The organism is Sulfitobacter sp. SK025 (assembly GCF_003352105.1).
Taxonomy (GTDB): Bacteria; Pseudomonadota; Alphaproteobacteria; order Rhodobacterales; family Rhodobacteraceae; genus Sulfitobacter; species Sulfitobacter pontiacus.
Window position 1 is genome coordinate 1573918 of record NZ_CP025808.1, and the last position, 22738, is coordinate 1596655.

The window sequence follows — 22738 nt, forward strand, 5'->3', positions numbered from 1 at the left end:
AGTTCAAAGGGATGAACGGGATGTCGGTGTTTCAAACGCGGGGTGCTCAGTTTGCGGGCGCCGCGCTGGTCGTGGCGGTTGCCGTTGCGGGATATATCTGGTCGCAAGATGCGGGTCCCGTCGTGCCGGATACGGCGAAGGACACCGCGGCCCAGCCGAAACCCGCGGCCCAGCCCCCCGCGCAGACCACCACCGCACCCAAAGACACCACGGCCGCCGCCACGGTTCCCCCTGCGCCCCAAACGCCTGATCCCGCCGCGTCGCCCGCCACCCCCAGCTTTGACGAGGTCCGCCGCGAGGGGGACGGGATGACCGTGATCGCAGGCCGCGCAGCACCAGGGGCCCGCGTCAGCGTCATCAGTAACGGGGCAGAGGTCGCCAGCGCGCAGGCCGACCGCTCTGGCAAGTTCGCCACGCTTGCCATTTTGCCGCCCGACGGCAGCGGCAAGATCCTGAGCCTGAGCGCGGATGCAGAAACAGGCCCCGTCGCCTCGGTCGAGGAAGTCATCTTGGCCCCGATCACCGCACCTGCCGTGGCACAGGTGGCACTGGCGGCACCGGCAGACGTATCCATCGGTGCCACATCAGAGGCCACGCCCGACGACACGGCCCCTGAAACGGCCTCCGCTCCGGTCGTGGAACCGCTGGGTGAAGCACCCGAGGACAGCACCCCCGAGATGACCGAGGTCGCCGCCGTGGCGCCGCAGCCCGATCCCGCGCCCCCGTCTGCTGATACCCCCGTCGCCCTGTTGAAATCCGACGCCGATGGTGTGGAATTACTGCCCGGCACCGCGCCCGAGGTAACCGACCGCATCGCGCTCGACACGATCACCTATTCGGATGAGGGCGAGGTCCGGCTGGCGGGGCGCGCACAGGCGCAGGCGTCTTCCGTGCGGGTCTATCTGGACAACCGCAGCGTCGGCGCGCTTGAGGTGGACCCCCAAGGCCGTTGGCGCGGCGATATCGAGGATATCAAGACCGGCATCTACACCCTGCGCGTGGATGAGCTGGATCAGGGCGGCGACGTGATCAGCCGCGTGGAAACCCCCTTTAAACGTGAATCCCCCGAGGTGCTGGCCCGTGCCACCGCAGACAACGACGGCCCGATCAAGGCGGTGACCGTGCAGGAAGGGGCCACGCTTTGGGCCATCGCCCGCGAACGTTACGGCGACCCGACGCTCTATGTGCGCGTCTTTGCCGCCAACCGCTCATCAATCCGCGATCCCGATCTGATCTACCCCGGTCAGGTCTTTGATCTGCCCGATTGACGCGCGGCTATGCGGACAGATGAAACTGCTGCACTGGCATGATCCGGCTGACGGCCCTATGTAAGGGACAACCACACAGGATCGTTCATGTCAGCCGATAGCCCGCGCACTGCCAGCCAGCCCAAACCCGCCACCCAATATCCCATGACAGAAGAGGAGATCGCCCAAGCTGCAGAGCGGCAGTCGAACCTGCTTGTCTTGCGCAAAGTGGCCCCGTACCTCTGGCCCGACGATATGCCTTGGGTCAAGAAACGCGTGGTCTGGGCGTTGATCTTCTTGGTGGTGTCCAAGCTGATTTCTGTTGTTATTCCCGTACTTTACAAAGACGCGGTGGATGCGCTCGCGAATGAGGGCGTGCCGTTTCTGGCGCTTGGCGCGGTGGGGCTGACGATTGCCTATGGTATGGCCCGCGCGATGAACGTGGGCTTTCAACAGCTGCGCGACGCGGTCTTTGCCCGTGTCGGCCAGCGCGCCCTGCGGATGCTTGCGCTGGAGACGTTCGAGCATATTCACAAGCTGTCGATGCGCTATCACATCACGCGCAAGACCGGCGGGCTGAGCCGGATCATCGAACGCGGGGTCAAGGGGGTGGAATTCCTGCTGCGCTTCTTGCTCTTCTCGATCGGGCCGCTGATTCTGGAGCTGCTGCTGGTCGGCATCATCCTGACCGTGCTGTTTGACGCGTGGTATCTGCTGATCGTGACGGTCACCATCGGGCTTTACGTCTGGTTTACCTTCGCGGTGACCGAGTGGCGCGTGAAGCTGCGCCGCCAGATGAACGACCGCGACACAGATGCCAACCAAAAGGCCATCGACAGCCTGCTGAATTATGAAACCGTCAAGTATTTCGTCGCCGAACAGCGCGAGGCGCAGCGTTATGACGCGGCGATGGCGGGCTATGAAGAGGCGGCGATCAAGACGAACTACTCGCTTGCCTTCCTGAACTTCGGCCAGTCGTTGCTGATCACCTGCGGGTTGGTCGGCGTGATGATCCTGGCCGCCATCGGGGTGCAGAACGGTGATCTTACCGTGGGGGATTTCGTTATGGTCAACGCCTATATGGTGCAGTTGACCGTACCGCTGAACTTCCTTGGCACCGTCTATCGCGAAATCCGGCAGGCGCTGGTCGATATGGGTCAGATGTTCACGCTGCTCGATCAACCGGCCGAAATCTCGGACAAGCCTGATGCCCCTGCGCTGCACGTCTCGGGTGGGCGTGTCACGCTGGACAACGTGCGCTTTGGCTATGACAACGACCGAGAAATCCTCAAGGGCGTGTCGATCGAAGCCGCCCCGGGAGAGATGGTGGCGATTGTCGGCTCTACCGGATCGGGGAAATCCACCATCGGGCGTTTGCTGTTCCGGTTCTACGATGTGCAGGGCGGTGCCGTGCGTGTGGACGGGCAAGATGTGCGCGATGTGACCCAAGACAGTCTGCACCGCGCGATTGGCGTGGTGCCTCAGGATACCGTGCTGTTTAACGATACCATCGGCTATAATATTGCCTATGGCCGCGATAACGCCACGCAAGAAGACATCGAAGCGGCAGCAAAATCGGCGCAGATCCACGACTTTATCCAGCGTTTGCCCCACGGGTATGAAACCGCTGTTGGTGAACGCGGGCTGAAACTGTCGGGGGGGGAAAAGCAGCGTGTCGGTATCGCGCGGACCCTGCTGAAAAACCCGCCGATCCTGCTGCTGGACGAAGCCACAAGCGCGCTGGATAGCGAGACGGAGCACGAGATTCAGGATGCCCTGCGTCAGGCGGGCAAGGGGCGCACGGTGCTGACCATCGCGCACCGCCTGTCCACCGTGGCCGAGGCCGACCGTATCGTCGTGCTGGAACAAGGCGAGGTGGTCGAGCAGGGCACCCATGACGATCTGCTGGCACGCAACGGGCGTTACGCGCAACTGTGGCAACGCCAGCAATCCGAGGGCGAATAGCTGGCGTTACCAAGGTTTGGTCGGCGCGGGGGTTATTCCTCCGCGATGGCCTTATCGGTGAGCTTGTCCAGCGCGCCGGTCATTTTGGTCAGATACTCCGCGTCATCGGGCAACCCGTGGTCTGCGGCCAATGTGGCGGGGTCGTGGTAGCTGACATGCACCATGCCGCTGTCATCGGCATAGGCCAGCACGCGCATGGGCAGGTCCAGACCGGCGGTCTGACCGTCCAGCATTGCAGGCGTGCCCAGCTTGGGGTTGCCAAAGATCAGCAGCGTGGTCGGGCGCAGCTCCATATCCACTTTGGTCGCCCCTTCGGCGTGGTCCACGCGGGCAAAGACCGTGGCACCGGCTTCGGTCACGGCAGTTTCCAGACGGTCGATTGTGTCGGGCACGGAATGGGGGCTCTTCTTGGTGATGATGTCGGCGGCGGCGGGCAGGGCGGCCAGTGTCGTTAGAGCGAGCGTTGTCGCGGCGAGTGTCTTGCGGATCATGAGGTCTCTCCTTTGGTTTGCGCGGCCCGCAGGCCACGGCTTCCCTCTGGAACCTAGTACGTCTTGCCCCATGAACGAGCAAAATTCGATCAACAAGCAGTGAATTGCCGGTATATGCATACAAACAACATGGTGCATTCTTGCCGTCGGGGGCATATGTGCTAGCTCAGCGCTGGCCGAGCGCCACGACGCGCGGCACCCCCACAGCCTTGCCCATAAATTTGAAGGACTACCCATGCCTGCCGGAATGTTCCGTACCGCCATTATTCTTGGCTCTATCTGTGTGACAGGTCCTTTTGCCATCGACATGTATCTGCCTGCCTTGCCCGCGATCGAAGAGGCGCTGGATGTCTCTGTCTCGGCGGCCCAGATCACGCTGGTCGCCTATTTCCTCGCCTACGGCGTGTCGCAGCTGGTCTATGGGCCGCTGTCCGACCAGATCGGGCGTAAAAAGACCCTTGCCATCGGGATGAGCATTTTCTGTGTCGGCGCGGTGATCTGTGCTGTCGCCCCCGACATCGAGACGCTGGTGCTGGGGCGTTTGGTGCAGGGCATCGGCGGGGCGACGGTGATGGTCATTCCCCGTGCCATCGTGCGCGATATGTACACCGGTGCGCAGGCGACGCGGTTGATGTCGTCGATCATGCTGGTGATCTCGGTCTCGCCCATGCTGGCGCCCTTGGCGGGCAGCGCGGTGGTCAGCTTTGGCAGCTGGCGCGAGATTTTCCTCGCCCTTGCGATCCTTGCGGCGGCGACGTTGACGATGGCGCAGATCGCGCTGCCCGAGACGCTGACCGCAGACAAACGCCGCAAGGTCAATCTGCGCGAGCTGTCGCGCAGCTGTGGTATCCTGTTCCGCGATCCGGTGTTCGTCGGCCTGACCTTTATTGCGGGTTTCGGCATGGCAAGCTTCTTCTTGTTCATCTCCAGCGCGTCCTTCGTCTACACCGGTCAATTCGGGCTGACCCCGACCGAGTTCTCGCTGGCTTTCGCCTTTAACGCGGTGGGGTTCTTTATCGCCACCCAAGCGGCGGGGCGTCTGGCCGATATGTGGGGGCTCGCCACGCTGATCGGGCGCGGTGTCACCGGCTTTGCCGTCTGCTCTGCGCTGTTGACGGGCGTTGTGCTGGCCGGTTTCGGCACGCTTCCGGTGCTGTTGATCGGGCTGTTTCTGGCCTATTCCTTTCTGGGGGTCGTTGTGCCTTCGGCGATGGTCGCGGCACTTGATGCGCATGGGCGGCGCGCGGGTATGGCGTCCTCGCTCAGCGGAAGCCTGACAATGCTGACGGGGGCCTTTTGCATCGCTGCGACGACGCCGTTCTTTGACGGCACCGCCGTGCCCATGGTGGTGAGCATCGCGCTTTGTGGTGTGGCTGCATTGGGGCTGGTGATCTTTACCATGCCCAAGCTGCGCCAGCAGCAGGAGGCCGCGGCGGCCGACCAGATGCCCGCCGCGGCCTAAGGGTCACTCCGCCGGTGGGGTATGGGCCGGCGGTCCGGTGTCCTCCCACTGGATCACGGTTGTTTGCAGCCTGCGTGCGTCGCGCGCCAGCGCCCAGTCCTGCGCGGATTTGCTGGCGCGCCCCAGCGACATTTTGGCAAGCAGCCGCGCGATCCAGCGGGCATAGGTGGTGGCCCACACGCGGATCGCCAACAGTGACGGGGTGACCAGCAGCGTCAGCACCGTCGCGATGCCCAGACCAAAGACCACCGCTGTTGCGAGCTGTTTCCACCACAGCGCTGTGGGGCTGTCGATGGTGTAGCCGCCATTGGCAAAGTCGAGGCTCAGCCCGAACATCATCGGCGCAAGCCCTGCCATCGTGGTGATGGTGGTCAGCAGAACGGGGCGGATACGGGCCTGCGCCGTGCGAATGATCGCCTCGATCCGCGGCATGTACTGGCTGAACTCCTGATAGGTATCGATCAGGATGATGTTATTGTTCACCACGATCCCCGCCAGCGCCACGATCCCCGTGCCCGTCATGATGATCGAAAACGTCTGATCCATCACCAACATGCCAATCAGTACGCCCGTGGTCGATAGCACCACCGCCAGCAGCACCAGCACCGAGTTGTAGATGCTGTTGAACTGCGCAAGCAGGATGATGAACATCAACCCCAGTGCCGCGGTAAAGGCCGAGGACAAGAACGCCTGACTTTCGGCCTGATCCTCTTGGTCGCCGGTCCATTCATATCCGACGCCCGCGGGCAGGGGCCGGGTTTCCAGCCATTTGGTCAGCTCCGCAATCCGTTCGTTGGCATTGATCGGGATCATGCGCAGGGTGCCATTGTCCAGCTCTTGTTGCAGATCGACACCTTGGGCGGCATTGGTCCGGTTGGTGATCTTGAAGGACGCGCCCTCTGGCCCCGTGATTTCGCCAGCGTCCCCCGCAGGGCGCATCGTAGCGAGGGTGATTGTCGTCTCGCCCGCCTGTGCCGTGCCCGCCTGCGCGGTGCCTTGGGAGGCATCCACCGTGCGCACCAGCTTGACCAGCCCGGGGAAGACATCGGCCTTCACATCAAGATAGCGTTTCTGGTCGATCCGGTTGATCTCTGCCAGCTTGGGCACGGGGGTGCGGGTGATGAAGTTCGACAGCGGGACCAGCCCATCCGCCGTGCGCACCTTCAGCGTGTCCAGCGTGCTGAGCACACGGTCTTCTTGCGGCAGGCGCACCCTGATCTCGATCTCTTCGTCCGAACTGTCGACCCGCATCGTGTCCAGCAGCAGCCCGCGGGTGACCAGCTGTACCATTGCGCCGACGGTGACCACATCAGCCCCGTATTGCCCCGCCTTGGCGACATCCACGTCGATCTGCCAGTCGATGCCGGGCAGGGGGCGGGTGTCTTCGATCAGGGTCAGGCCGGGGGTTTTCTCGAAGGTATCGCGGGCCTGTGCCGTGGCGGCGATCAGGTCAGTGAAACTGTCGGATTTCAGACGCAGATGCACCGGCTTGCCCGACGCAGGGCCGCGCGCCTGTGCAAGGATTTCGATCTTGATGCCGGGGATCGCGCTCAGCGCTTCGGTGAGCTCTGCGATCACGATGTCGCCGTCCAGTTCCGGGCGCAGGGCGCGGTCTTCCCACGGGATGGTTTCAAGCTGCACCTGACCGATGCTGTCCTTGGGGGCCTGCGCCCCGCCGGTATTGCTGTCGAGCCCGCCTTCACCAGCAAAGGCAAAGGCGGTAGAGACACCGGGGTGCGCCAGCACGATCGCCTCCGCCTGCTGCATGATCGCGTCTTTTTCCGCCAGCGACAGGTTGCCCCTTGCCAGCACATAGACGATCGCCTGCTCGGGTTCGGATTCGACAAAGAATTCCACGCCTTTGCTGTTGTTGCCAAAGAAGATCATCGTGGTGCCGACAAAGACAAAGACGACCCCCGCGACCACCAGCGGCATCACCGGATTGCCCGCGATAAAGGCAATGAGCCGCCCGAAGGCTGATCGACGGTAGCCCGCCTTGATCACGGTGGGCTCTTTGCGGAACAGCCGCGATGTGACCCAGCGGCCCCGGCGGCCCATGCGGGTGAACAGCGCGAAAAAGCTGGTCAGCCCCAAAATCACGCCTGACATCGCCACCGCCACCAGCGCGCAGAGTACTGCGATGCAGATAAAGACCACGGCAAAGACCGGAATGACCGAGCCAAGGATATCCAGCCCGTCCATGCCCGCGAACTGCGCCGAGATCACGGCAAACAGCGGTTGCATCAGCGCCAATGGCAGGGCGATCATCGCGGCGACAATGGGAAAGAGCAGCAGATGCAGATAGAACCGCAGTTTGGCGATGGCAGTCATATTCTGCGCCATCCAGCGTTCCAGCCGTCCGGTGACGCCGCCCATGACGGGCAGATAGATCAGCGCCACCACCAGCGAGGCGGAAAGCACAAAGATCAGCGTGACCGGCAACATGCCCATGAACTCCCCCGGGACGCCGGGCCAGAACAACATGGGCAGGAACGCGCAAAGCGTGGTCGCGGTGGACGAGATGATGGGCCAGAACATGCGTTTGGCGGCCTCGACATAGGCGGCCATGGGGCCTTCGCCCTGTTGCTGTCGCGCGTCGGCATATTCCACCACAACAATCGCGCCATCCACCAGCATCCCCACCGCAAGGATCAGCCCGAACATCACGATGTTCGAGATGGAAATCCCCATCAGCGCGAGAAAGGCAAAACACAGCAGGAACGACGTGGGGATCGCAAAGCCCACCAACAAGGCCGCACGGATACCCAGGGCGGCGAGCACCACGATCATCACCAGCGCAATCGCGGTAAAGACCGACCCCAGAAGCTGCTGCACCATACTGTCGACAATGCGGCTTTGATCGTTCGAGGTGCCAAGCGTGACAGCGGCTTTCAGCCCCTCGGGCCAGGCGGCGCTTTGGGCGGCGACGATCTCTTTCACCTGGGTGGAGGTGTCGATCAGGTTATAGCCCTTGCGTTTGACCACCTGCAGCGCCAGCGTCTTTTCCCCGTTGAACCGCGCGGTGCCTTCGCGGTCTTCAAAGGTCAGGTTGATGGTCGCCAGATCGCCCAGTGTCACCACGCGGTCGCCGTTGGTCTTGACCGGCAGCGCATAGACATCGCGCGGTTCATCAAAGGAGGACGGAATCTTGACCGAGAAACTGCCCTGATCCGATTGCACTTCGCCCGCGGCAATCAACTGGTTGTTATTCTGCACCACATTGATCAGCTCGCCCGCGGTCACGTCATAGGCTTCCAGCCGCAAGGGATCGATCAGCACCTCAAGCATCTCGTCACGATTGCCCGCCAACCCTGCTTCAAGCACCGCATCCACGCCTTCCAGCGCGTCTTGCAGATCACGCGCGACGCGGGCCATGGTACGTTCGGGCACGGGGCCGGTGAGGTTGACGATGATGATGGGGAATTCGGAAAAGTTGATCTCTGTGATCGAATATTTCTCGTAGCCTTCGGGGAATTTGGATTCCGCCGTGCTCATCGCGTCGCGCACGTCGGCCATGATCTTGGACTTGTCCCAGCCAAATTCGAACTCCAGCGCGACACCGGCGTAGTTTTCGGCGGCGGTGCCGGTCATGGTCTTCAGGCCGTCCAGATCGGAAAGTTCCGTCTCCATCGGTTTGACCAGCAGGGTTTCGCTATCCGCGGCAGAGATGCCCGGAAACTGGACCGAGACGAAAAGCGCCGGAATCTCGATGTCGGGCTCGCCCTCTTTGGGCAGGGTGGAATAGGCATAGCCCCCCACCACGAGGCTCAGCAGGATAAACGCCATGACCATACGGGCACGGCCCGCGGCCCAATCGACGATGCCGCTCATTCCGGGGCCTCGTCGCGGAAGGTCGGGGTGACGGTCACGCCAGCGGTGACATATTCCTGTCCCAGAACGATGACATCTGCCTGTTCAGGCAGGCCGGTGACCCAGATGCCTTCGGGCGTGTCGCGCACGAGCGTGACTGCGGCGAAACTTACGGTGTTCTCGGCGTCAATCAGACGCAGGCCAAGGGTGCCGTCATCATTCAGCGTCAGGGCCGATTGCGGCAGCAGATGCGCCTCGACCCCGGCCGAGGCGATGGCGATTTCGGCGGTCTGGCCGTCGCGGATGCTCAGATCGGGGTTGGGCACCTCGATTTCCACCTGAAAGGTGCGCGTCGTCGGATCGGAGGCGCGCGAGATAAAGGTGACGGTGCCTGCGATCTCGCGGTCGCCCGCGGCCAGCCGCGCCTGCGCCTGCGCGCCAAGGCTGACGCGGTCAACCTCGGTCTCGGGGACAAAGCCCACCAGTTTGATCGGGTCAAGCTGGATCACCTGTGCGCAGAGCGATCCGGTTTGCAGCAGGCTGCCAAGCTCTGCGGTGTCGCTTTCCAGCAGCCCTTCGAACGGCGCGGTGAGGGTCAGCCGGTCAATCTCGGCCTGTGTGCTGGCAACGGCGGCCTCCGCAGCCTCAATGCCGGAATGTGCCGCATTCAGCCCCGCCTCGGCAGAGCTGAGTGCGGCGCGCGCGGCGGCGACAGCAGCTTCGGCGGTGGCCAGCGTGGTCTGCGACGAAAACCCGCCTTCGCCCAGTTTTTGTGCCGCGTTCAGCTTGATCAGGGTTTCATCCAGACGGGCCTGCGCCTCGGCCACGCGGGCCTGTGCCTCCGGGACGCGGGATTGTGCTTCGTCGCGGCGGGCCTGCGCCTCTGCCTGTTGCGCGCCACGGGTGCCGGGGTCCAGCTCGCACAGCACATCGCCCGCGTTCACGGTCGCGCCCTTGCGCAGCGGGGCCGATACCACAACGGCAGAGGTTTCCGCCTTGACTGCCACCTGCCGCGCCGCCGTGGTCTGACCGCGCACGATCACGGCAGAGGCAAGCGGTGCCGCCGCGCTGCGCTGCACCACGACCTTCACCCGCGCGGGCTCTGCCACTTCTGACGGGGACGCGGTATCGGTGCTGTCGCCATCCACCGCAGGCGCCGGAGGTTGCGCGGCCCCCTGTGCCAGCCCCAACAGGGCGTCACGTTCGAAAATTGCCATATACATCAGGGCGGATACGGCGATGGCCGCAAGAAGGGGGAAGATGCGCATTCGGGCCTCGGTTCAGTGAAACGCGGGCGTTGCGGCACCGCAGTATGTCGTATGCTATAGGGCCAAATGCTTAAGCGAATAAAACTGAACTGCATAGTTCACTATTGAAAAAACTTGCGACATGCGACCTTGTGAACAACGCGTGGGTCACTTGCTGTGCAGCCAAGCCCTTGGCAGCCCCGCAGCCGCAGGTTAAGAGGGGCGTTAAATCAGGCGGGACGGGTACCACATGAGCGATACAGACAGTTTCATCGACGAAGTAAACGAAGAGGTCCGCCGCGACCGGTTCTACTTTATGCTCAAGCGCTATGGCTGGATTGCGGTGCTGGCCGTGATCCTGCTGGTCGGTGGGGCCGCGTGGAACGAATACCAGAAAGCGCAGGCCCGCGCAGAGGCGGAAACCCTTGGCGACGCGATGTTTGCAGCGCTTTCCGCTGAAGACACAGCCGCCCGCGCTTCCGCCTTTGAAAAAATCGAGGCCACAAACCCCCGCGCCGGTGCCATGCTGGGCTTGCTGACCGCCGCCGAACAAGCCCAAGCAGGCGAGACCGACGCCGCCGTCGCCACCTTGAACGGCGTCGGGCTGGATGCGGATGTGCCCGCGATCTACCGCGAAATCGCCCAGTTCAAGGCGATTACCCTGCAAGGATCGGATATGCCCGCCAATGAACGCCGTCTGGCGTTGGAAAATCTGGCGCAGCCCGGCAGCAGCCTGCGCTTGCTGGCGCAAGAACAACTGGCCATGATCGACATCGAAGAAGACGCCCCCGAGGCGGCGATCGAACGCTATCAGGGCATCCTGAACGACGCGGATGTGACCTCGGACTTGCAACAACGCGCCCTTCAGGTGATTGTCGCCTTGGGGGGGGATCCGCAAATGGGTGCCGCAGCCCCCGCGCCGCAAACGGACACCGTGCCGGCGCTGGATGCAGACAATAACTAATCCTGCCTGAACCCTTCAGGTGACACGGACTTAAAGAGCAAAGCGAGCAGGGCCATGACCATTCTCCACAGCATCTCCTTGAAACCCACGTCGACGCGCCGTGCCTCACTTGGGATGGGGGCGGTGGTGGCATCGCTGCTGCTGTCGGCCTGCGCCGAACCTGAGGTGATCCTGCCCGGCGTGCGCGAGGATGTGCGATCGGTCCTGCAAGGCAGCGACGGCTTTGCAGCCCCCGCCGATGCGCCGGTGCCAGCCAATACAACACGCGCGATTTCGCTGCCCGCAGCGACCACAAACGCAAGCTGGTCGCAAAGCCCCGGCACGCCAAGCACCCGCGTCAGCCACCCCGCGCTTGGTGCGGCCCCGCAGCTTGCGTGGTCCGCCTCTATCGGGAAGGGCGACAGCCGCAAGCAACGCATCACCGCGACGCCTGTCGTGTCGGGCGGGCGTGTGTTCACCATCGATTCCGGCGCGACGGTCACCGCGACCTCTGCCACATCGGGGGCGACCCTCTGGACCCGTGACCTGACGCCGCAAAGCGACGGGCAGGGCGATGCGACGGGCGGCGGCTTGGCCGTTGATGGCAATACAGTCTATGTCTCGCTCGGCTTCGGGTCGGTCACGGCGCTGGATGTCGACAGTGGCGGCACGCGCTGGACGCAGGATATCGATGGCACCGGATCGGGGGCCCCGACAGTCTTTGGCGATATGGTCTATTTCACCTCCGGCGACGATACCGGCTGGGCGCTGAACAAATCCAACGGCCGCGTGCAATGGCAGACCGGATCGACCAGCAGCATCAACAATGTGCTTGGCGCACCGGCCCCCGCCGTGGGGTCGCAGATCGCCGTGCTGGCCTTCGGCTCGGGCGAGGTGCAAGGGCTTTTCCGTCAGGGCGGGCTGGATCGTTGGAACACGTCCGTCGTGGGCAAACGCCCGGGGCGCGCGCTGGCCAATATCTCTGATGTGACAAGCGCGCCGGTAATCTCTGGCGATACCGTTTACGTGGGCAACCAGTCGGGCCGTCTGGCGGCGCTGAGCCTTGGCGGCGGCGAACGCCAGTGGACCGCGCGCGAAGGCGCGATCGGCCCCGTCTGGCCCGCAGGCGACAGCGTCTTTGTCGTGACCGACCTGAACGAGCTGGTGCGTCTGGATGCCAGCACCGGCACCCGCATCTGGGGCACACCGCTGCCGAATTTCGTCAAGGACAAGCCCAAGCGCCAGTCCGAGGTCTTTGGCAACTACGGCCCCATCCTTGCCGGCGGCCGCGTGATCGTGGCCTCTAGTGATGGCACGCTGCGCAGCTTTGACCCCACCAATGGCGCGCTGGTTGCACAGGTGACGATCCCCGGCGGGGCGACCACTGCGCCGGTCGTGGCGGGGGGCGTTCTGTACGTCGTATCCGCGAAAGGGCAATTGCACGCTTTCCGTTAGGCCGCAAATAGGCTAAGCGGCGGGCTTGACCTAGTCTTCGGAGCCGTTCCATGTCTTTCACCCTCGCCATTGTGGGCCGTCCCAACGTCGGGAAATCCACGCTGTTCAACCGTCTGGTCGGTAAAAAGCTGGCGTTGGTCGATGATCAGCCCGGTGTGACGCGCGATCTGCGCGAAGGCGCGGCGCGGCTTGCCGACCTGCGATTCACCGTGGTGGATACCGCCGGACTTGAAGAAGTTACCGACGACAGCCTGCAGGGCCGGATGCGCCGCCTGACCGAACGTGCCGTGGATATGGCGGACATCTGCCTGTTCATGATCGACGCCCGCGTGGGGGTCACACCGTCCGATCTGGTCTTTGCCGATATCCTGCGCAAGAAATCCGCCCATGTCATTCTGGCCGCCAACAAGGCAGAGGGCAAAGCCGCCGACGCCGGTGTGATCGAGGCCTACAGCCTTGGCCTTGGCGAACCGATCCGCCTGTCTGCCGAACACGGCGAGGGGCTGAACGATCTTTACACCCATCTGATGCCAATCGCCGACGGTTTCGCCGAGCGGGCGCAAACCGATGCGCCGGAAACAGATGTGGACCTGACCGAGGAAGAAGCCGAACTGGGCGACGAAGAGGCACCCATGCCGGTCCCCACCAAGACCAAGCCCTTGCAGGTGGCCGTCGTAGGCCGTCCGAACGCGGGTAAATCCACCTTGATCAACCAGATTATGGGCGAGGATCGTCTGCTCACCGGACCGGAGGCGGGGATCACCCGTGATGCGATTTCGCTGCAAACCGACTGGTTCGACGTGCCGATGCGGATCTTTGACACCGCCGGGATGCGTAAACGCGCCAAGGTGCAGGAAAAGCTCGAAAAGCTGAGCGTCAGCGACGGGTTGCGTGCGGTGAAATTCGCCGAGGTTGTGGTGGTTCTGCTGGATGCGGATATCCCCTTTGAACAGCAAGACCTGCGCATCGCCGATCTGGCTGAACGCGAAGGCCGCGCCGTTGTGGTTGCGGTGAACAAATGGGACCTTGAGACGGACAAGCAGGGCAAGTTGAAAGACCTGCGCGAAAGCTTTGAACGGCTTCTGCCGCAGCTCAAGGGCGCGCCTTTGGTGACCGTTTCGGCCAAGACCGGGCGCGGAATGGACCGCTTGCACAACGCGATCATGCGCGCCTATGAGGTCTGGAACCGCCGTGTCACCACTGCACAGCTCAACCGCTGGCTGTCTGGCATGATCGAGGCGCACCCGCCCCCCGCGCCGCAGGGCAAGCGTATCAAGCTGCGCTATATGACCCAAGCCAAGACCCGCCCGCCGGGGTTCGTGGTCATGTGTAGCCACCCCGATAAGGTTCCGGAAAGCTATAACCGCTATCTTGTCAACGGGTTACGGCTGGACTTTGACATGCCGGGCACGCCGATCCGCCTGTGGATGCGCGGCCAGTCGGACGCCAACCCCTACAAGGGGCGCAAAAAAGCGAAACCGTCGAAGCTGCGCAAACATACCGACGGGCACCGCAAGGACCGCTAGAAGTTGCAAAAATCGGGACCGGAGTTTGCAAAACTCCGGTTCTTTGCGTTTAGCCGCGCCGCCATGACCGGTAGGTGGGCAGGATCAACGCAATGGCACCCCCCGCGGCCAGCGCAGCAACGGTCGGGGCCGTCGCGACATTCGCCACCACCACAGCGATCAGCGCCCAGATCACCCCGATCCCATAGGTCGGCGCGCGCATCAGCGATGATTGGACCCCCGCTGCAATCACAATCGCCAGCCCGACAAAGACCAGCCCCGCGGTTGGCCCGCTCATCCAGCCATAACCGGCCGCCAGCAGCCCCAAAGACACGCAGGAGGCTGCGCTCAGCCAGCCCGCATAAAGCCCCACGGGCAGGGCGGCAAAGCCGCGATCCTCACGCGGGGCGCGGAACAGCGCGTAAAGCGCCGACACCAGCATCACCCAGATCAGCACCGACGCCCAGATCGGGCTCGCCACGGCCACGGCAAGCCAGAAACATCCCACAAACAGCGACAGCGCGAGCGGCAGACGCATGTCGTGCCAAAGGTAATCCGCGCGGCGTTTCCAAAGGCCCCAGCCCATGCCGACGATCAGCCAGACATAGATCAGCCCCCAGATCGAGAACGCATAGCCCGCAGGCTGCACCGGCGGGTTGTTTTGGGGAATGGGGAATTGGTCCGGCGAAAAGCCGTTGAAGCCGGAGACAAAAAAAGGCGACAGGGCAAAGCCGATCGCCAGCAGAAAGGTCAGAAGGGCAATAAGGGAACGGGACATCGGGCTACCTTGCGAAAAGTGGTTCTCGCCTCAGATAGCCCGATGATCCCCGCGTTCAATCAGCTGAGCGTGCCGTCAACGCCCAAAGTGGTCTTGCCGCCCAGATAGGGGGCCAGCACGTCGGGCAGTCTGACCGACCCATCGGCCTGCTGGCCGTTTTCCAGCACCGCGATCAGGCAGCGCCCGACGGCCAGACCGGACCCGTTCAACGTGTGCACGAACTGCGGTTTGCCGCCATTTGCGGGTTTGAACCGTGCGTTCATCCGACGCGCCTGAAAATCCCCCGTGGTCGAGACAGAGCTGATCTCGCGGTAGGCGTTCTGACCGGGGAGCCATGCCTCGATGTCAAAGGTCCGGCGCGCGCCAAAGCCCATGTCACCGGTGCACAGGATCACGGTGCGGTAAGGCACGCCCAGACGTTCCAGCATGTCTTCGGCACAGCGCAGCATCCGCTTTTGTTCGTCGTCCGATTGATCGGGGTGGGTGACCGATACCATCTCGACCTTCTCGAACTGGTGCTGGCGCAGCATGCCAGAGGTGTCGCGGCCCGCGCTGCCCGCCTCGGAGCGGAAGCACAGGGTGTGGGCGGTCATCCGGCGGGGCAGGGCGGCTTCTTCCAGCACGTCACCGGCGACCGAATAGGTCAGCGTCACTTCGGAGGTGGGGATCAGCCACCAGCCGTTTGTGGTCTGATAGCTGTCGTCGCCGAACTTGGGCAGCTTGTCGGTGCCATACATCGCCTCGTCGCGCACCAGCACGGGGGTCATATGTTCGGTCAGCCCGTTTTCATCCACATGGGTGTCGATCATGAACTGCGCCAGCGCACGGTGAATCCGCGCCACGGCCCCTTTAAGCATCACGAAGCGCGCGCCGGAGGTTTTGGCAGCGGTTTCGAAATCCATTGACGCCGCGACACTGGCGATCTCGAAATGCTCTTTCGCCTTGAAATCAAACGCCGGCACATCGCCCCAGCGGTTCACTTCGACATTGTCAGCCTCGTCCGCGCCATCGGGGGCATCATCGGCGGGCAGGTTGGGGATGCGCGCCAGCATGTCGGTCAACTGCGCGTCCAGATCCTTGGCCTCTGCCTGCATGGCGGTGACTTCGGCCTTCTTGTCGCTGACCAATGTGCGCAGACGTTCGAATTCGGCCTCGTCGCCCTTGGCCTTGGCCGCGCCCACCAGTTTGGAGGCCTTGTTCTGCTCGGCCTGCGCCGTTTCCGCTGCTGAAATCTTGGCCCGCCGTGCCTCGTCCAGTGCCAGTACCTGCGCGCTTACAGGGGTGTCGCCGCGCCGTGCGAGGGCGGCGTCGAAAGCATCGGGGTTTTCACGGATGGCTTTGATGTCGTGCATGGGCTGTTCCTTTGTCGTCCGAGTCGCATGATCTGCGTTGCGCGCGTTATGCCCGATTGTGGATCGCGGTGCCAGATGTGGTTGCGCCGGGGAGGGATCCGGCCCTTGGATGCTTGCGCAAACAGCTTATTGCAGGCTGCGACACCGGGCAGCGCCATTTCCCCCCGGAACCCACCTTGCAAAGCCCCGCGTCTGACCATAGGTTCCGCCAAACTTAGACGGCAGGCCGTTTGCGGCATGCGCCCAACACAAAGGACGACCTCCATGGAAGCCATTCAGCAATTTGTACCCCTGATCCTGATCTTCGCGATCATGTATTTTCTGCTTATCCGCCCTCAGCAAAAGAAGGTGAAAGAGCATAAGGCAATGGTGGACGGTCTGCGTCGTGGCGATCAAGTGGTCACCGCTGGCGGTCTGATCGGCAAAGTCGTCAAAGTCAAAGATGACGGCGAGCTGGAAGTCGAACTGGCCGACAACGTCAAAGTGCGCGTTGTGCAATCGACCATCGCCACCGTCGTCTCCAAGACCGAACCAGCCAAGTAAGCGCCCCTTCGGGCGTGTCGAGAAAAGGGCAGTACCATGCTTCAGATTGATCTGTGGAAACGGGTGTTGATCATCCTCACCTGTGCCGCTGGCCTGTGGCTGGCGCTGCCCAATGCGTTTTACGGTCCCGTCGAACAGCACAATGATGCGGTCAAGGCGATCAGCGTTGCTGGCTCCACCCCCGAGCTTGAGGCGCAAAAGGCGCTTTGGCCCGAGTGGATGCCGGAACGTCTGGTCAACCTTGGCCTCGATCTGCGCGGCGGGGCCCATTTGCTGGCCGAAGTGAATGTCGAAGACGTTTACGCCAACCGGATGGAAGCCGCCTGGCCCGAGGTCCGCGATGCGTTACGCTCGATCACGCCGGTCCGCCGCGTTGACGCCCCCAAGGGCGAGCTGCGCGTGCGCATCAACGATGCCTCTGTCATGGCACAAGCTTTAGAGGCGACCCGTGCCTTGGCCCGCCCCGTGCAGTCGCTGACGGGCACAGGGCAAAACGACATCGTGGTAAACGGTGCCAATGACATCATCACCATCACGCTGACCGATGCCGAGAAACAAGCCACGGACGAGCGCACGATGCAGCAGTCGCTGGAAATCATCCGCCGCCGCATCGACGAGGTGGGCACACGCGAACCCACGATCCAGCGTCAGGGTTCGGACCGTATCCTTATTCAGGTGCCCGGCATCGGGTCGGCCGCAGAGCTGAAAGCGATCATCGGGACCACCGCGCAGCTGACGTTCAACCCCGTGGTGAACCGTGGTGCCAATGAAAACGCGGCACCGGGTCTGGGCAATTCGCTTTTGCCCGACGCCGAAGCGCCCGGTGTCTTCTACATCATCGAAACCGCGCCCGTCGTAACCGGCGAACAGCTGGTCGATGCGCAGCCCAGCTTTGACCAGAACGGCCGCCCCGCTGTCAGCTTCCGCTTTGACACCACCGGCGCGCGCAAGTTCGGCACCTACACGGCAGAGAACATCGGCGCGCCTTTCGCCATTGTGCTGGATGACGAGGTCATCAGCGCCCCCACCATCCAAAGCGCGATCCCCGGCGGGTCAGGCATCATCACCGGCAACTTCACGGTCGAGGAATCCACCAATCTGGCCGTCTTGCTGCGGGCAGGGGCCTTGCCTGCGGGGCTGACCTTTGTCGAGGAACGCACCATCGGGCCGGAACTGGGTCAAGACAGCATTGACGCGGGCAAGATCGCGACCAGCGTCGCCTTTGGCGCGGTGCTGTTCTTTATGTGGGCCAGCTACGGGCTGTTCGGGCTGTTTGCCAATATCGCGTTGATCATCAACGTCGGCATGATCTTTGGTTTGCTAAGCCTGATTGGTGCCACGCTGACCCTGCCCGGTATCGCGGGGATCGTTCTGACAGTGGGTATGGCGGTGGACGCCAACGTGCTGATCTTTGAACGCATCCGCGAAGAGCTCAAGACCGCCAAGGGACCGGCCCGCGCTATCAGCCTTGGCTATGAACGCGCGCTTAGCGCCATTCTGGACGCCAACATCACCACCTTCATCATTGCGACGATCCTCTTTGTGCTTGGCTCCGGCCCTGTGCGCGGGTTCGCGGTGACGCTGGGGCTTGGCATCGTCACGTCGGTCTTTACGGCGTATTTCGTCACACGTCTGATCGTGGTGTTCTGGTTTGAACGCCGCCGTCCCAAGACAATCACGGTATAGGAACGCGCACCATGCGGCTGAGACTGATCCCCGACGATACGAATATCGACTTCTTCAAACACGCCAAACTGACCTTTGGCGCGTCCTGTGTGGCGGTGCTGCTGGCCTTGGCCGTGTGGTTCACCATGGGTCTGAACTACGGCATTGACTTCCGCGGTGGCACGACCCTGCGCACGCAAAGTGACGCAGCCGTGGACGTGGCGGCCTACCGCACGGCGCTGGAACCGCTGGAGCTTGGCGATGTGTCCATCTCAGAGGTGTTTGACCCTGCCAGCGACAGCACCAAACATGTCGCGATGGTCCGCATCCAGGCCCAGGAGGGCGAAGAGGCCGCATCCCCCGAGATGATCCAGAATGTCGAGGAAGCGTTGAAAACCGTGGCCCCGAATATCGTCTTCACCTCGGTCGAATCTGTTGGCCCCAAAGTGTCGGGCGAGCTGATCCAGACTGCGTTTCTGGCGGTTGCTGCCTCCCTCGGGGCGATCCTGATCTACATCTGGCTCAGGTTCGAATGGCAGTTCTCTGTCGGGGCGGTCGCGGCGCTGTTCCACGATGTGGTGCTGACCATCGGCGTCTTCTCGGCCCTGCAGATCCGGTTCGATCTGGCGGTGATCGCGGCGATCCTGACCATCATCGGCTATTCGATCAACGACACCGTGGTGATCTTTGACCGCCTGCGTGAAAACCTGCGCAAATACAAGAAACGCGACCTGCGCGAGATCATGAACCTCAGCGTGAACGAGACCCTGAGCCGTACCTTGATGACATCGGGCACCACCTTGCTCGCGCTCATCGCGCTGCTGGTTCTGGGCGGCGATGTGATCCGTGGCTTTGTCTTCGCGATTACATGGGGCGTTGTTGTGGGCACCTATTCTTCGGTCTATGTGGCCAAGAACGTCGTGCTGTTTCTGGGCGTCAAACGCGACTGGTCCAAGAAAGACAACAACACCGGCCAATACGCCAACATTGACGCGTAATGTATTTCGCTGCCAGCGGGGCACCCCTTGCTGGCAGCACCGTTCCGCGCACGCATCGGGCGCGACGCTTTGCCCATAGGGCCCGCCCCATTTCACCGCCAGTTGACCTGTATTGTCCGCGCGTGATCCGCTATGATCGCGCAGCCCCCGCGAGAAGGAGAACATCATGCGTTTGAACGAGGTCGTGTATTCGGATGCCAAACCCGTCGAAGGCTATGGCCCCGGTTTCTTCCGCATTGGCGGCACGGTGTTCGAAGGGCCTATGATCGCAGGCACCTCTGGGGTTTCTGCGTGGCAGGGCTTCGATGATCACGCACCATTGCTGGCGCTGGCGGGCAAGATCGACATCCTGTTCATCGGCACCGGGGCCGAGATTGCGCATATCCCGGCCGACCTGCGCAGCACGCTCGAAGATGCGGGCATCGGGGTTGATGTCATGTCGTCCCCCGCTGCGGCGCGGACATATAACGTCCTGCTCAGCGAAGGCCGTCGCATCGCCTTGGCCATGATCCCCGTCTGATATGACCCTGTGTGTCACCGACCTTGCCGTCGCGCGCGGCGGTGTGCCCGTGCTGGACGGGGTGTCCTTTGCGATCGAACCGGGGGCTGCCTTGATCCTGCGTGGGCCGAACGGGGCGGGCAAGACCACGCTGCTGCGCTGCATCGCGGGGCTGCAACCGCCCTTGTCGGGGCAGATCGACGGGGCAGAGGAAACCATCGCCTACGCCGGGCACGCCGACGGGCTGAAAGCGATGCTGAGCGTGCGCGAAAACCTCACATTCTGGGCGCAGGTCTTCGGGCAACGCGATATCTCTGACGCATTGGCCGCCTATGACCTTAAGCCGCTGCAAGACCGGCTGGCGGGCACCTTGTCTGCGGGGCAAAAGCGGCGCTTGGGGCTGGCGCGGTTGATGGTCACGGGGCGGCCCATCTGGGTGCTGGACGAGCCGACCGTGTCGCTGGACGCCGCCGCCGTCGGGCTTTTCGCCGCGGCGGTGACGGCGCATCTGGAGGCCGGCGGCACGGCGCTGATCGCGACCCATATCGACCTTGGCCTGAAGGCGCATAGCTTTGACATCACCCCGTTTCGCGCCAAACCATCACAGCGCAGCGGTGCCAGTGACGAGGCTTTCCTGTGATCGCCCTGCTGCGCCGTGACCTGATGCTTGCCTTTCGGGCGGGCGGGGGCTTTGGCCTCGGGCTGGCGTTCTTCCTGATTGTCACCGTGCTGGTGCCCTTCTCGGTCGGGCCGCAACCGGATCTGTTGGGGACCATCGCGCCCGGTGTGCTTTGGCTGGGAGCGCTGCTGGCCTGCCTGCTCTCGCTCGACCGGTTGCTTGCGCTGGATTACGAGGATGGCACGCTGGACCTGCTGGCCACGGCACCGCTGCCGCTTGAGGCGGCGTTGAGCGTCAAGGCGCTGTCCCACTGGGTGACGACCGGGCTACCGCTGGTGCTGGCGGCCCCTGTGTTGGGGGTGATGCTGAACCTCGCGCCCGCGGGGTATCTGTGGCTGGTGGCCTCGCTGGGTCTGGGCACGCCCGCGCTGTCGGTGATCGGCACCTTTGGCGCGGCGCTGACCGTGGGCATCAAACGCGGCGGGTTGCTGATGTCGTTGCTGGTGCTGCCGCTTTATGTGCCGACGCTGATCTTCGGGGCAGAGGCCGCGCGCCGCGGCGCAATGGGGCTGGATGCCACGACCCCGCTGACACTACTCGCCGGCATCACCTTTGGCACCATCGCGCTCATGCCCTTCGCCTCTGCCGCGGTGCTGCGGATGACCTTAAGGTGAGTGTGTGCTTTTGACCATTGAGTGCCAGGAAACGGAGCGATAGAACCCCGCCATGTCTTTATGGGAATACGCCAATCCGGTGAAATTTTTAGGCCTCTCGGCCCGCGTGCAACCCTATGTCTGGGGGGGGGCGGCGCTGTGTCTGATGGTCGGTCTGGGCTGGGGCTTTTTCGGCACGCCGGATGATTACCGTCAGGGATCGACGGTCAAGATCATCTACCTGCATGTGCCCGCCGCGCTGATGGCGATCAACGCATGGTTCATGATGCTTGTGGCCTCGCTGGTCTGGCTGATCCGCCGGCATCACGTCAGCGCCCTCGCGGCCAAGGCGGCGGCCCCTGTGGGCGTCACCATGACAGTGATCGCGCTGATCACCGGTGCGATCTGGGGGCAGCCCATGTGGGGCACCTGGTGGGCATGGGATCCGCGGCTGACGTCCTTTCTGATCCTGTTCCTCTTCTACCTTGGCTATATCGCCTTGTGGGAAGCGGTCGAGGACCCCGATACCGCAGCAGACCTGACTTCGGTCCTGTGTCTGGTAGGCTCGGTCTTTGCGGTGCTGTCGCGCTATGCGGTCAAGTTCTGGAATCAGGGGCTGCATCAAGGCACCTCTGTTCCGCTGGCCACCGGCGGCCGTACCGTGTCGGATGTGTTTTTCTACCCTCTGCTGTTCAGTATGGTCGGCTTTGGCCTGCTGTTTCTGGCGCTGGTTCTGTACCGCACAGGGACCGAAATCCGCCTGCGCCGCGCCCGCGCGCTGCTGGCGCGCAGCGAAAGGGGCGCATGATGCCGGAACTTGGGAAATACGCCGCCGAGGTGCTGGCCGCCTATGGGGTGTCGCTGCTGCTGCTGGCGGGGCTGGTGGGGCTGAGCCTGAACAAAGGGCGCAAGGCCCGCGCCACACTTGCTGATATAGAGGCCCGTAAAGATGGCTAAAATCTCTCCGCTCATGATCGCGCCACCGCTGGTCTTCGCCGGTTTCGTGGCACTCGCCGCCTTTGGCATGTTCCGCCCCGATCCCGAAGGGCTGCCCTCGACGCTGGTGGGGCAGATGGCCCCCGCGCTGCCGGAAAAACCACTGGAAGGGTTTCCCGCCGCGGCACCGGATGTGCTGACCAATGGCGAGGTGACGCTGGTCAACTTCTGGGCCAGCTGGTGCCCGCCCTGCCGCGCCGAACATCCGCAGCTGCTTGATATGCAGGCGCAGGGGCTGTCGATCATCGGGGTCAACTTCAAAGACACGATAGGCCCCGCAACCAGCTACCTGACCAATGATGGCAACCCCTTCGAAGGCGTCGCCTTTGACCCGCAGGGGCGCACCGCCATCAACTGGGGCGTCACCGCCCCGCCAGAGACGTTCATCATCGCAGGCGACGGCACGGTTCTGTTCCGCTACGCCGGTCCGCTGGTCGGCAGTGACTACGAACAACGCTTCCTGCCGGCGCTACAAGACGCTCTGAAGAACTGACACCCGCTTCCAAGTGG

Annotated in this window: 20 protein-coding genes; 15 read left to right on the top strand and 5 right to left on the bottom strand. The window is 63.1% G+C overall.

Going from position 1 to position 22738, the window contains the following annotated elements; genetic code table 11:
- The first annotated feature begins 20 nt into the window (after positions 1–20).
- Together C1J04_RS07615 and C1J04_RS07620 are read left to right on the top strand one after the other, a co-directional pair.
- The gene (locus C1J04_RS07615) at positions 21–1268 is read left to right on the top strand and encodes a LysM peptidoglycan-binding domain-containing protein (RefSeq protein WP_037954318.1); all 1248 of its coding nucleotides are present in this window, start codon (positions 21–23) and stop codon (positions 1266–1268) included.
- 144 nt (positions 1269–1412) lie between these two features.
- Positions 1413–3212: an ABCB family ABC transporter ATP-binding protein/permease gene (locus C1J04_RS07620; RefSeq protein ID WP_037954664.1), complete on the top strand. Its 1800-nt coding sequence runs from the start codon at positions 1413–1415 to the stop codon at positions 3210–3212.
- Positions 3213–3244: 32 nt separating this feature from the next.
- Here C1J04_RS07620 and C1J04_RS07625 read toward each other — a convergent pair whose 3' ends face one another.
- On the bottom strand, positions 3245–3703 hold the full coding sequence (locus tag C1J04_RS07625; protein WP_009826646.1) for a DUF302 domain-containing protein: 459 nt from the start codon (positions 3701–3703) through the stop codon (positions 3245–3247).
- Between the two features lie 235 nt (positions 3704–3938).
- Between C1J04_RS07625 and C1J04_RS07630 the strand changes: the two genes are divergently transcribed.
- The gene (locus C1J04_RS07630) at positions 3939–5165 is read left to right on the top strand and encodes a multidrug effflux MFS transporter (RefSeq protein WP_114865324.1); all 1227 of its coding nucleotides are present in this window, start codon (positions 3939–3941) and stop codon (positions 5163–5165) included.
- Positions 5166–5168: 3 nt separating this feature from the next.
- Here C1J04_RS07630 and C1J04_RS07635 read toward each other — a convergent pair whose 3' ends face one another.
- Both C1J04_RS07635 and C1J04_RS07640 read right to left on the bottom strand, forming a co-directional pair.
- Positions 5169–8996, bottom strand: a complete 3828-nt coding sequence (locus C1J04_RS07635) for an efflux RND transporter permease subunit (protein ID WP_114865325.1) — start codon at positions 8994–8996, stop codon at positions 5169–5171.
- On the bottom strand, positions 8993–10243 hold the full coding sequence (locus C1J04_RS07640) for an efflux RND transporter periplasmic adaptor subunit (protein WP_009826649.1): 1251 nt from the start codon (positions 10241–10243) through the stop codon (positions 8993–8995). Before C1J04_RS07640 ends, C1J04_RS07635 begins: the two co-directional genes overlap by 4 nt.
- A 229-nt stretch (positions 10244–10472) precedes the next feature.
- On the opposite strand from C1J04_RS07640, the gene C1J04_RS07645 reads away from it, so the two are divergent.
- From C1J04_RS07645 to der, 3 genes are read left to right on the top strand one after another with little or no spacing between them, the layout of a single operon-like run.
- Positions 10473–11186 carry a tetratricopeptide repeat protein gene (locus C1J04_RS07645; RefSeq protein WP_009826650.1) on the top strand — a complete coding sequence of 238 codons (714 nt, stop codon included), beginning with the start codon at positions 10473–10475 and terminating at the stop codon, positions 11184–11186.
- Between the two features lie 54 nt (positions 11187–11240).
- A complete protein-coding gene (locus tag C1J04_RS07650; protein WP_005852629.1) occupies positions 11241–12620 on the top strand; it encodes a PQQ-like beta-propeller repeat protein in 1380 nt (459 codons plus the stop codon).
- Between the two features lie 50 nt (positions 12621–12670).
- Positions 12671–14146, top strand: coding sequence for a ribosome biogenesis GTPase Der (gene der / locus C1J04_RS07655; RefSeq protein ID WP_009826652.1), 1476 nt, complete (start codon positions 12671–12673; stop codon positions 14144–14146).
- Positions 14147–14195: 49 nt separating this feature from the next.
- On the opposite strand, the gene C1J04_RS07660 is transcribed toward der, so the two are convergent.
- Positions 14196–14903, bottom strand: coding sequence for a tryptophan-rich sensory protein (locus tag C1J04_RS07660; RefSeq protein WP_009826653.1), 708 nt, complete (start codon positions 14901–14903; stop codon positions 14196–14198).
- Positions 14904–14962: 59 nt separating this feature from the next.
- On the bottom strand, positions 14963–16255 hold the full coding sequence (gene serS / locus C1J04_RS07665) for a serine--tRNA ligase (RefSeq protein ID WP_009826654.1): 1293 nt from the start codon (positions 16253–16255) through the stop codon (positions 14963–14965).
- 264 nt (positions 16256–16519) lie between these two features.
- Here serS and yajC point away from each other — a divergent pair, with 264 nt between their 5' ends.
- From yajC to C1J04_RS07710, 9 genes are all read left to right on the top strand, one after another.
- Positions 16520–16798, top strand: coding sequence for a preprotein translocase subunit YajC (gene yajC / locus C1J04_RS07670; RefSeq protein ID WP_005852640.1), 279 nt, complete (start codon positions 16520–16522; stop codon positions 16796–16798).
- Positions 16799–16834: 36 nt separating this feature from the next.
- Positions 16835–18484: a protein translocase subunit SecD gene (gene secD, locus C1J04_RS07675; RefSeq protein WP_009826655.1), complete on the top strand. Its 1650-nt coding sequence runs from the start codon at positions 16835–16837 to the stop codon at positions 18482–18484.
- 11 nt (positions 18485–18495) lie between these two features.
- Positions 18496–19461 carry a protein translocase subunit SecF gene (gene secF / locus C1J04_RS07680; protein WP_009826656.1) on the top strand — a complete coding sequence of 322 codons (966 nt, stop codon included), beginning with the start codon at positions 18496–18498 and terminating at the stop codon, positions 19459–19461.
- 166 nt (positions 19462–19627) lie between these two features.
- Complete coding sequence (locus C1J04_RS07685; RefSeq protein WP_009826657.1) at positions 19628–19981, top strand: Mth938-like domain-containing protein; 354 nt, start codon at positions 19628–19630, stop codon at positions 19979–19981.
- A gap of 1 nt (position 19982) precedes the next feature.
- Entirely contained in the window at positions 19983–20600 is a 618-nt protein-coding gene (ccmA, locus tag C1J04_RS07690) for a heme ABC exporter ATP-binding protein CcmA (protein WP_009826658.1), read from the top strand.
- Positions 20597–21253: a heme exporter protein CcmB gene (ccmB, locus tag C1J04_RS07695; RefSeq protein WP_009826659.1), complete on the top strand. Its 657-nt coding sequence runs from the start codon at positions 20597–20599 to the stop codon at positions 21251–21253. Before ccmA ends, ccmB begins: the two co-directional genes overlap by 4 nt.
- A gap of 52 nt (positions 21254–21305) precedes the next feature.
- Positions 21306–22040: a heme ABC transporter permease gene (locus C1J04_RS07700; protein WP_009826660.1), complete on the top strand. Its 735-nt coding sequence runs from the start codon at positions 21306–21308 to the stop codon at positions 22038–22040.
- Entirely contained in the window at positions 22040–22189 is a 150-nt protein-coding gene (gene ccmD / locus C1J04_RS07705) for a heme exporter protein CcmD (RefSeq protein WP_107277682.1), read from the top strand. Before C1J04_RS07700 ends, ccmD begins: the two co-directional genes overlap by 1 nt.
- A complete protein-coding gene (locus tag C1J04_RS07710; protein ID WP_005852653.1) occupies positions 22182–22721 on the top strand; it encodes a DsbE family thiol:disulfide interchange protein in 540 nt (179 codons plus the stop codon). The genes ccmD and C1J04_RS07710 overlap by 8 nt, the downstream gene beginning before the upstream one ends.
- Positions 22722–22738 lie beyond the last annotated feature (17 nt).

Excerpts from the sequence above, each read along its gene's own strand:
- C1J04_RS07620 (WP_037954664.1), top strand. The coding sequence starts at position 1,413 with ATGACAGAAGAGGAGATCGCCCAAGCTGCAGAGCGGCAGTCGAACCTG.
- C1J04_RS07710 (WP_005852653.1), top strand. The coding sequence starts at position 22,182 with ATGGCTAAAATCTCTCCGCTCATGATCGCGCCACCGCTGGTCTTCGCC.
- der (WP_009826652.1), top strand. The coding sequence starts at position 12,671 with ATGTCTTTCACCCTCGCCATTGTGGGCCGTCCCAACGTCGGGAAATCC.
- ccmA (WP_009826658.1), top strand. The coding sequence starts at position 19,983 with ATGACCCTGTGTGTCACCGACCTTGCCGTCGCGCGCGGCGGTGTGCCC.
- C1J04_RS07650 (WP_005852629.1), top strand. The coding sequence starts at position 11,241 with ATGACCATTCTCCACAGCATCTCCTTGAAACCCACGTCGACGCGCCGT.
- C1J04_RS07615 (WP_037954318.1), top strand. The coding sequence starts at position 21 with ATGTCGGTGTTTCAAACGCGGGGTGCTCAGTTTGCGGGCGCCGCGCTG.
- secD (WP_009826655.1), top strand. The coding sequence starts at position 16,835 with ATGCTTCAGATTGATCTGTGGAAACGGGTGTTGATCATCCTCACCTGT.
- ccmD (WP_107277682.1), top strand. The coding sequence starts at position 22,040 with ATGCCGGAACTTGGGAAATACGCCGCCGAGGTGCTGGCCGCCTATGGG.
- C1J04_RS07635 (WP_114865325.1), bottom strand. The coding sequence starts at position 8,996 with ATGAGCGGCATCGTCGATTGGGCCGCGGGCCGTGCCCGTATGGTCATG.
- serS (WP_009826654.1), bottom strand. The coding sequence starts at position 16,255 with ATGCACGACATCAAAGCCATCCGTGAAAACCCCGATGCTTTCGACGCC.
- C1J04_RS07645 (WP_009826650.1), top strand. The coding sequence starts at position 10,473 with ATGAGCGATACAGACAGTTTCATCGACGAAGTAAACGAAGAGGTCCGC.
- secF (WP_009826656.1), top strand. The coding sequence starts at position 18,496 with ATGCGGCTGAGACTGATCCCCGACGATACGAATATCGACTTCTTCAAA.
- C1J04_RS07685 (WP_009826657.1), top strand. The coding sequence starts at position 19,628 with ATGCGTTTGAACGAGGTCGTGTATTCGGATGCCAAACCCGTCGAAGGC.
- C1J04_RS07640 (WP_009826649.1), bottom strand. The coding sequence starts at position 10,243 with ATGCGCATCTTCCCCCTTCTTGCGGCCATCGCCGTATCCGCCCTGATG.
- yajC (WP_005852640.1), top strand. The coding sequence starts at position 16,520 with ATGGAAGCCATTCAGCAATTTGTACCCCTGATCCTGATCTTCGCGATC.
- C1J04_RS07630 (WP_114865324.1), top strand. The coding sequence starts at position 3,939 with ATGCCTGCCGGAATGTTCCGTACCGCCATTATTCTTGGCTCTATCTGT.
- C1J04_RS07700 (WP_009826660.1), top strand. The coding sequence starts at position 21,306 with ATGTCTTTATGGGAATACGCCAATCCGGTGAAATTTTTAGGCCTCTCG.
- C1J04_RS07660 (WP_009826653.1), bottom strand. The coding sequence starts at position 14,903 with ATGTCCCGTTCCCTTATTGCCCTTCTGACCTTTCTGCTGGCGATCGGC.
- C1J04_RS07625 (WP_009826646.1), bottom strand. The coding sequence starts at position 3,703 with ATGATCCGCAAGACACTCGCCGCGACAACGCTCGCTCTAACGACACTG.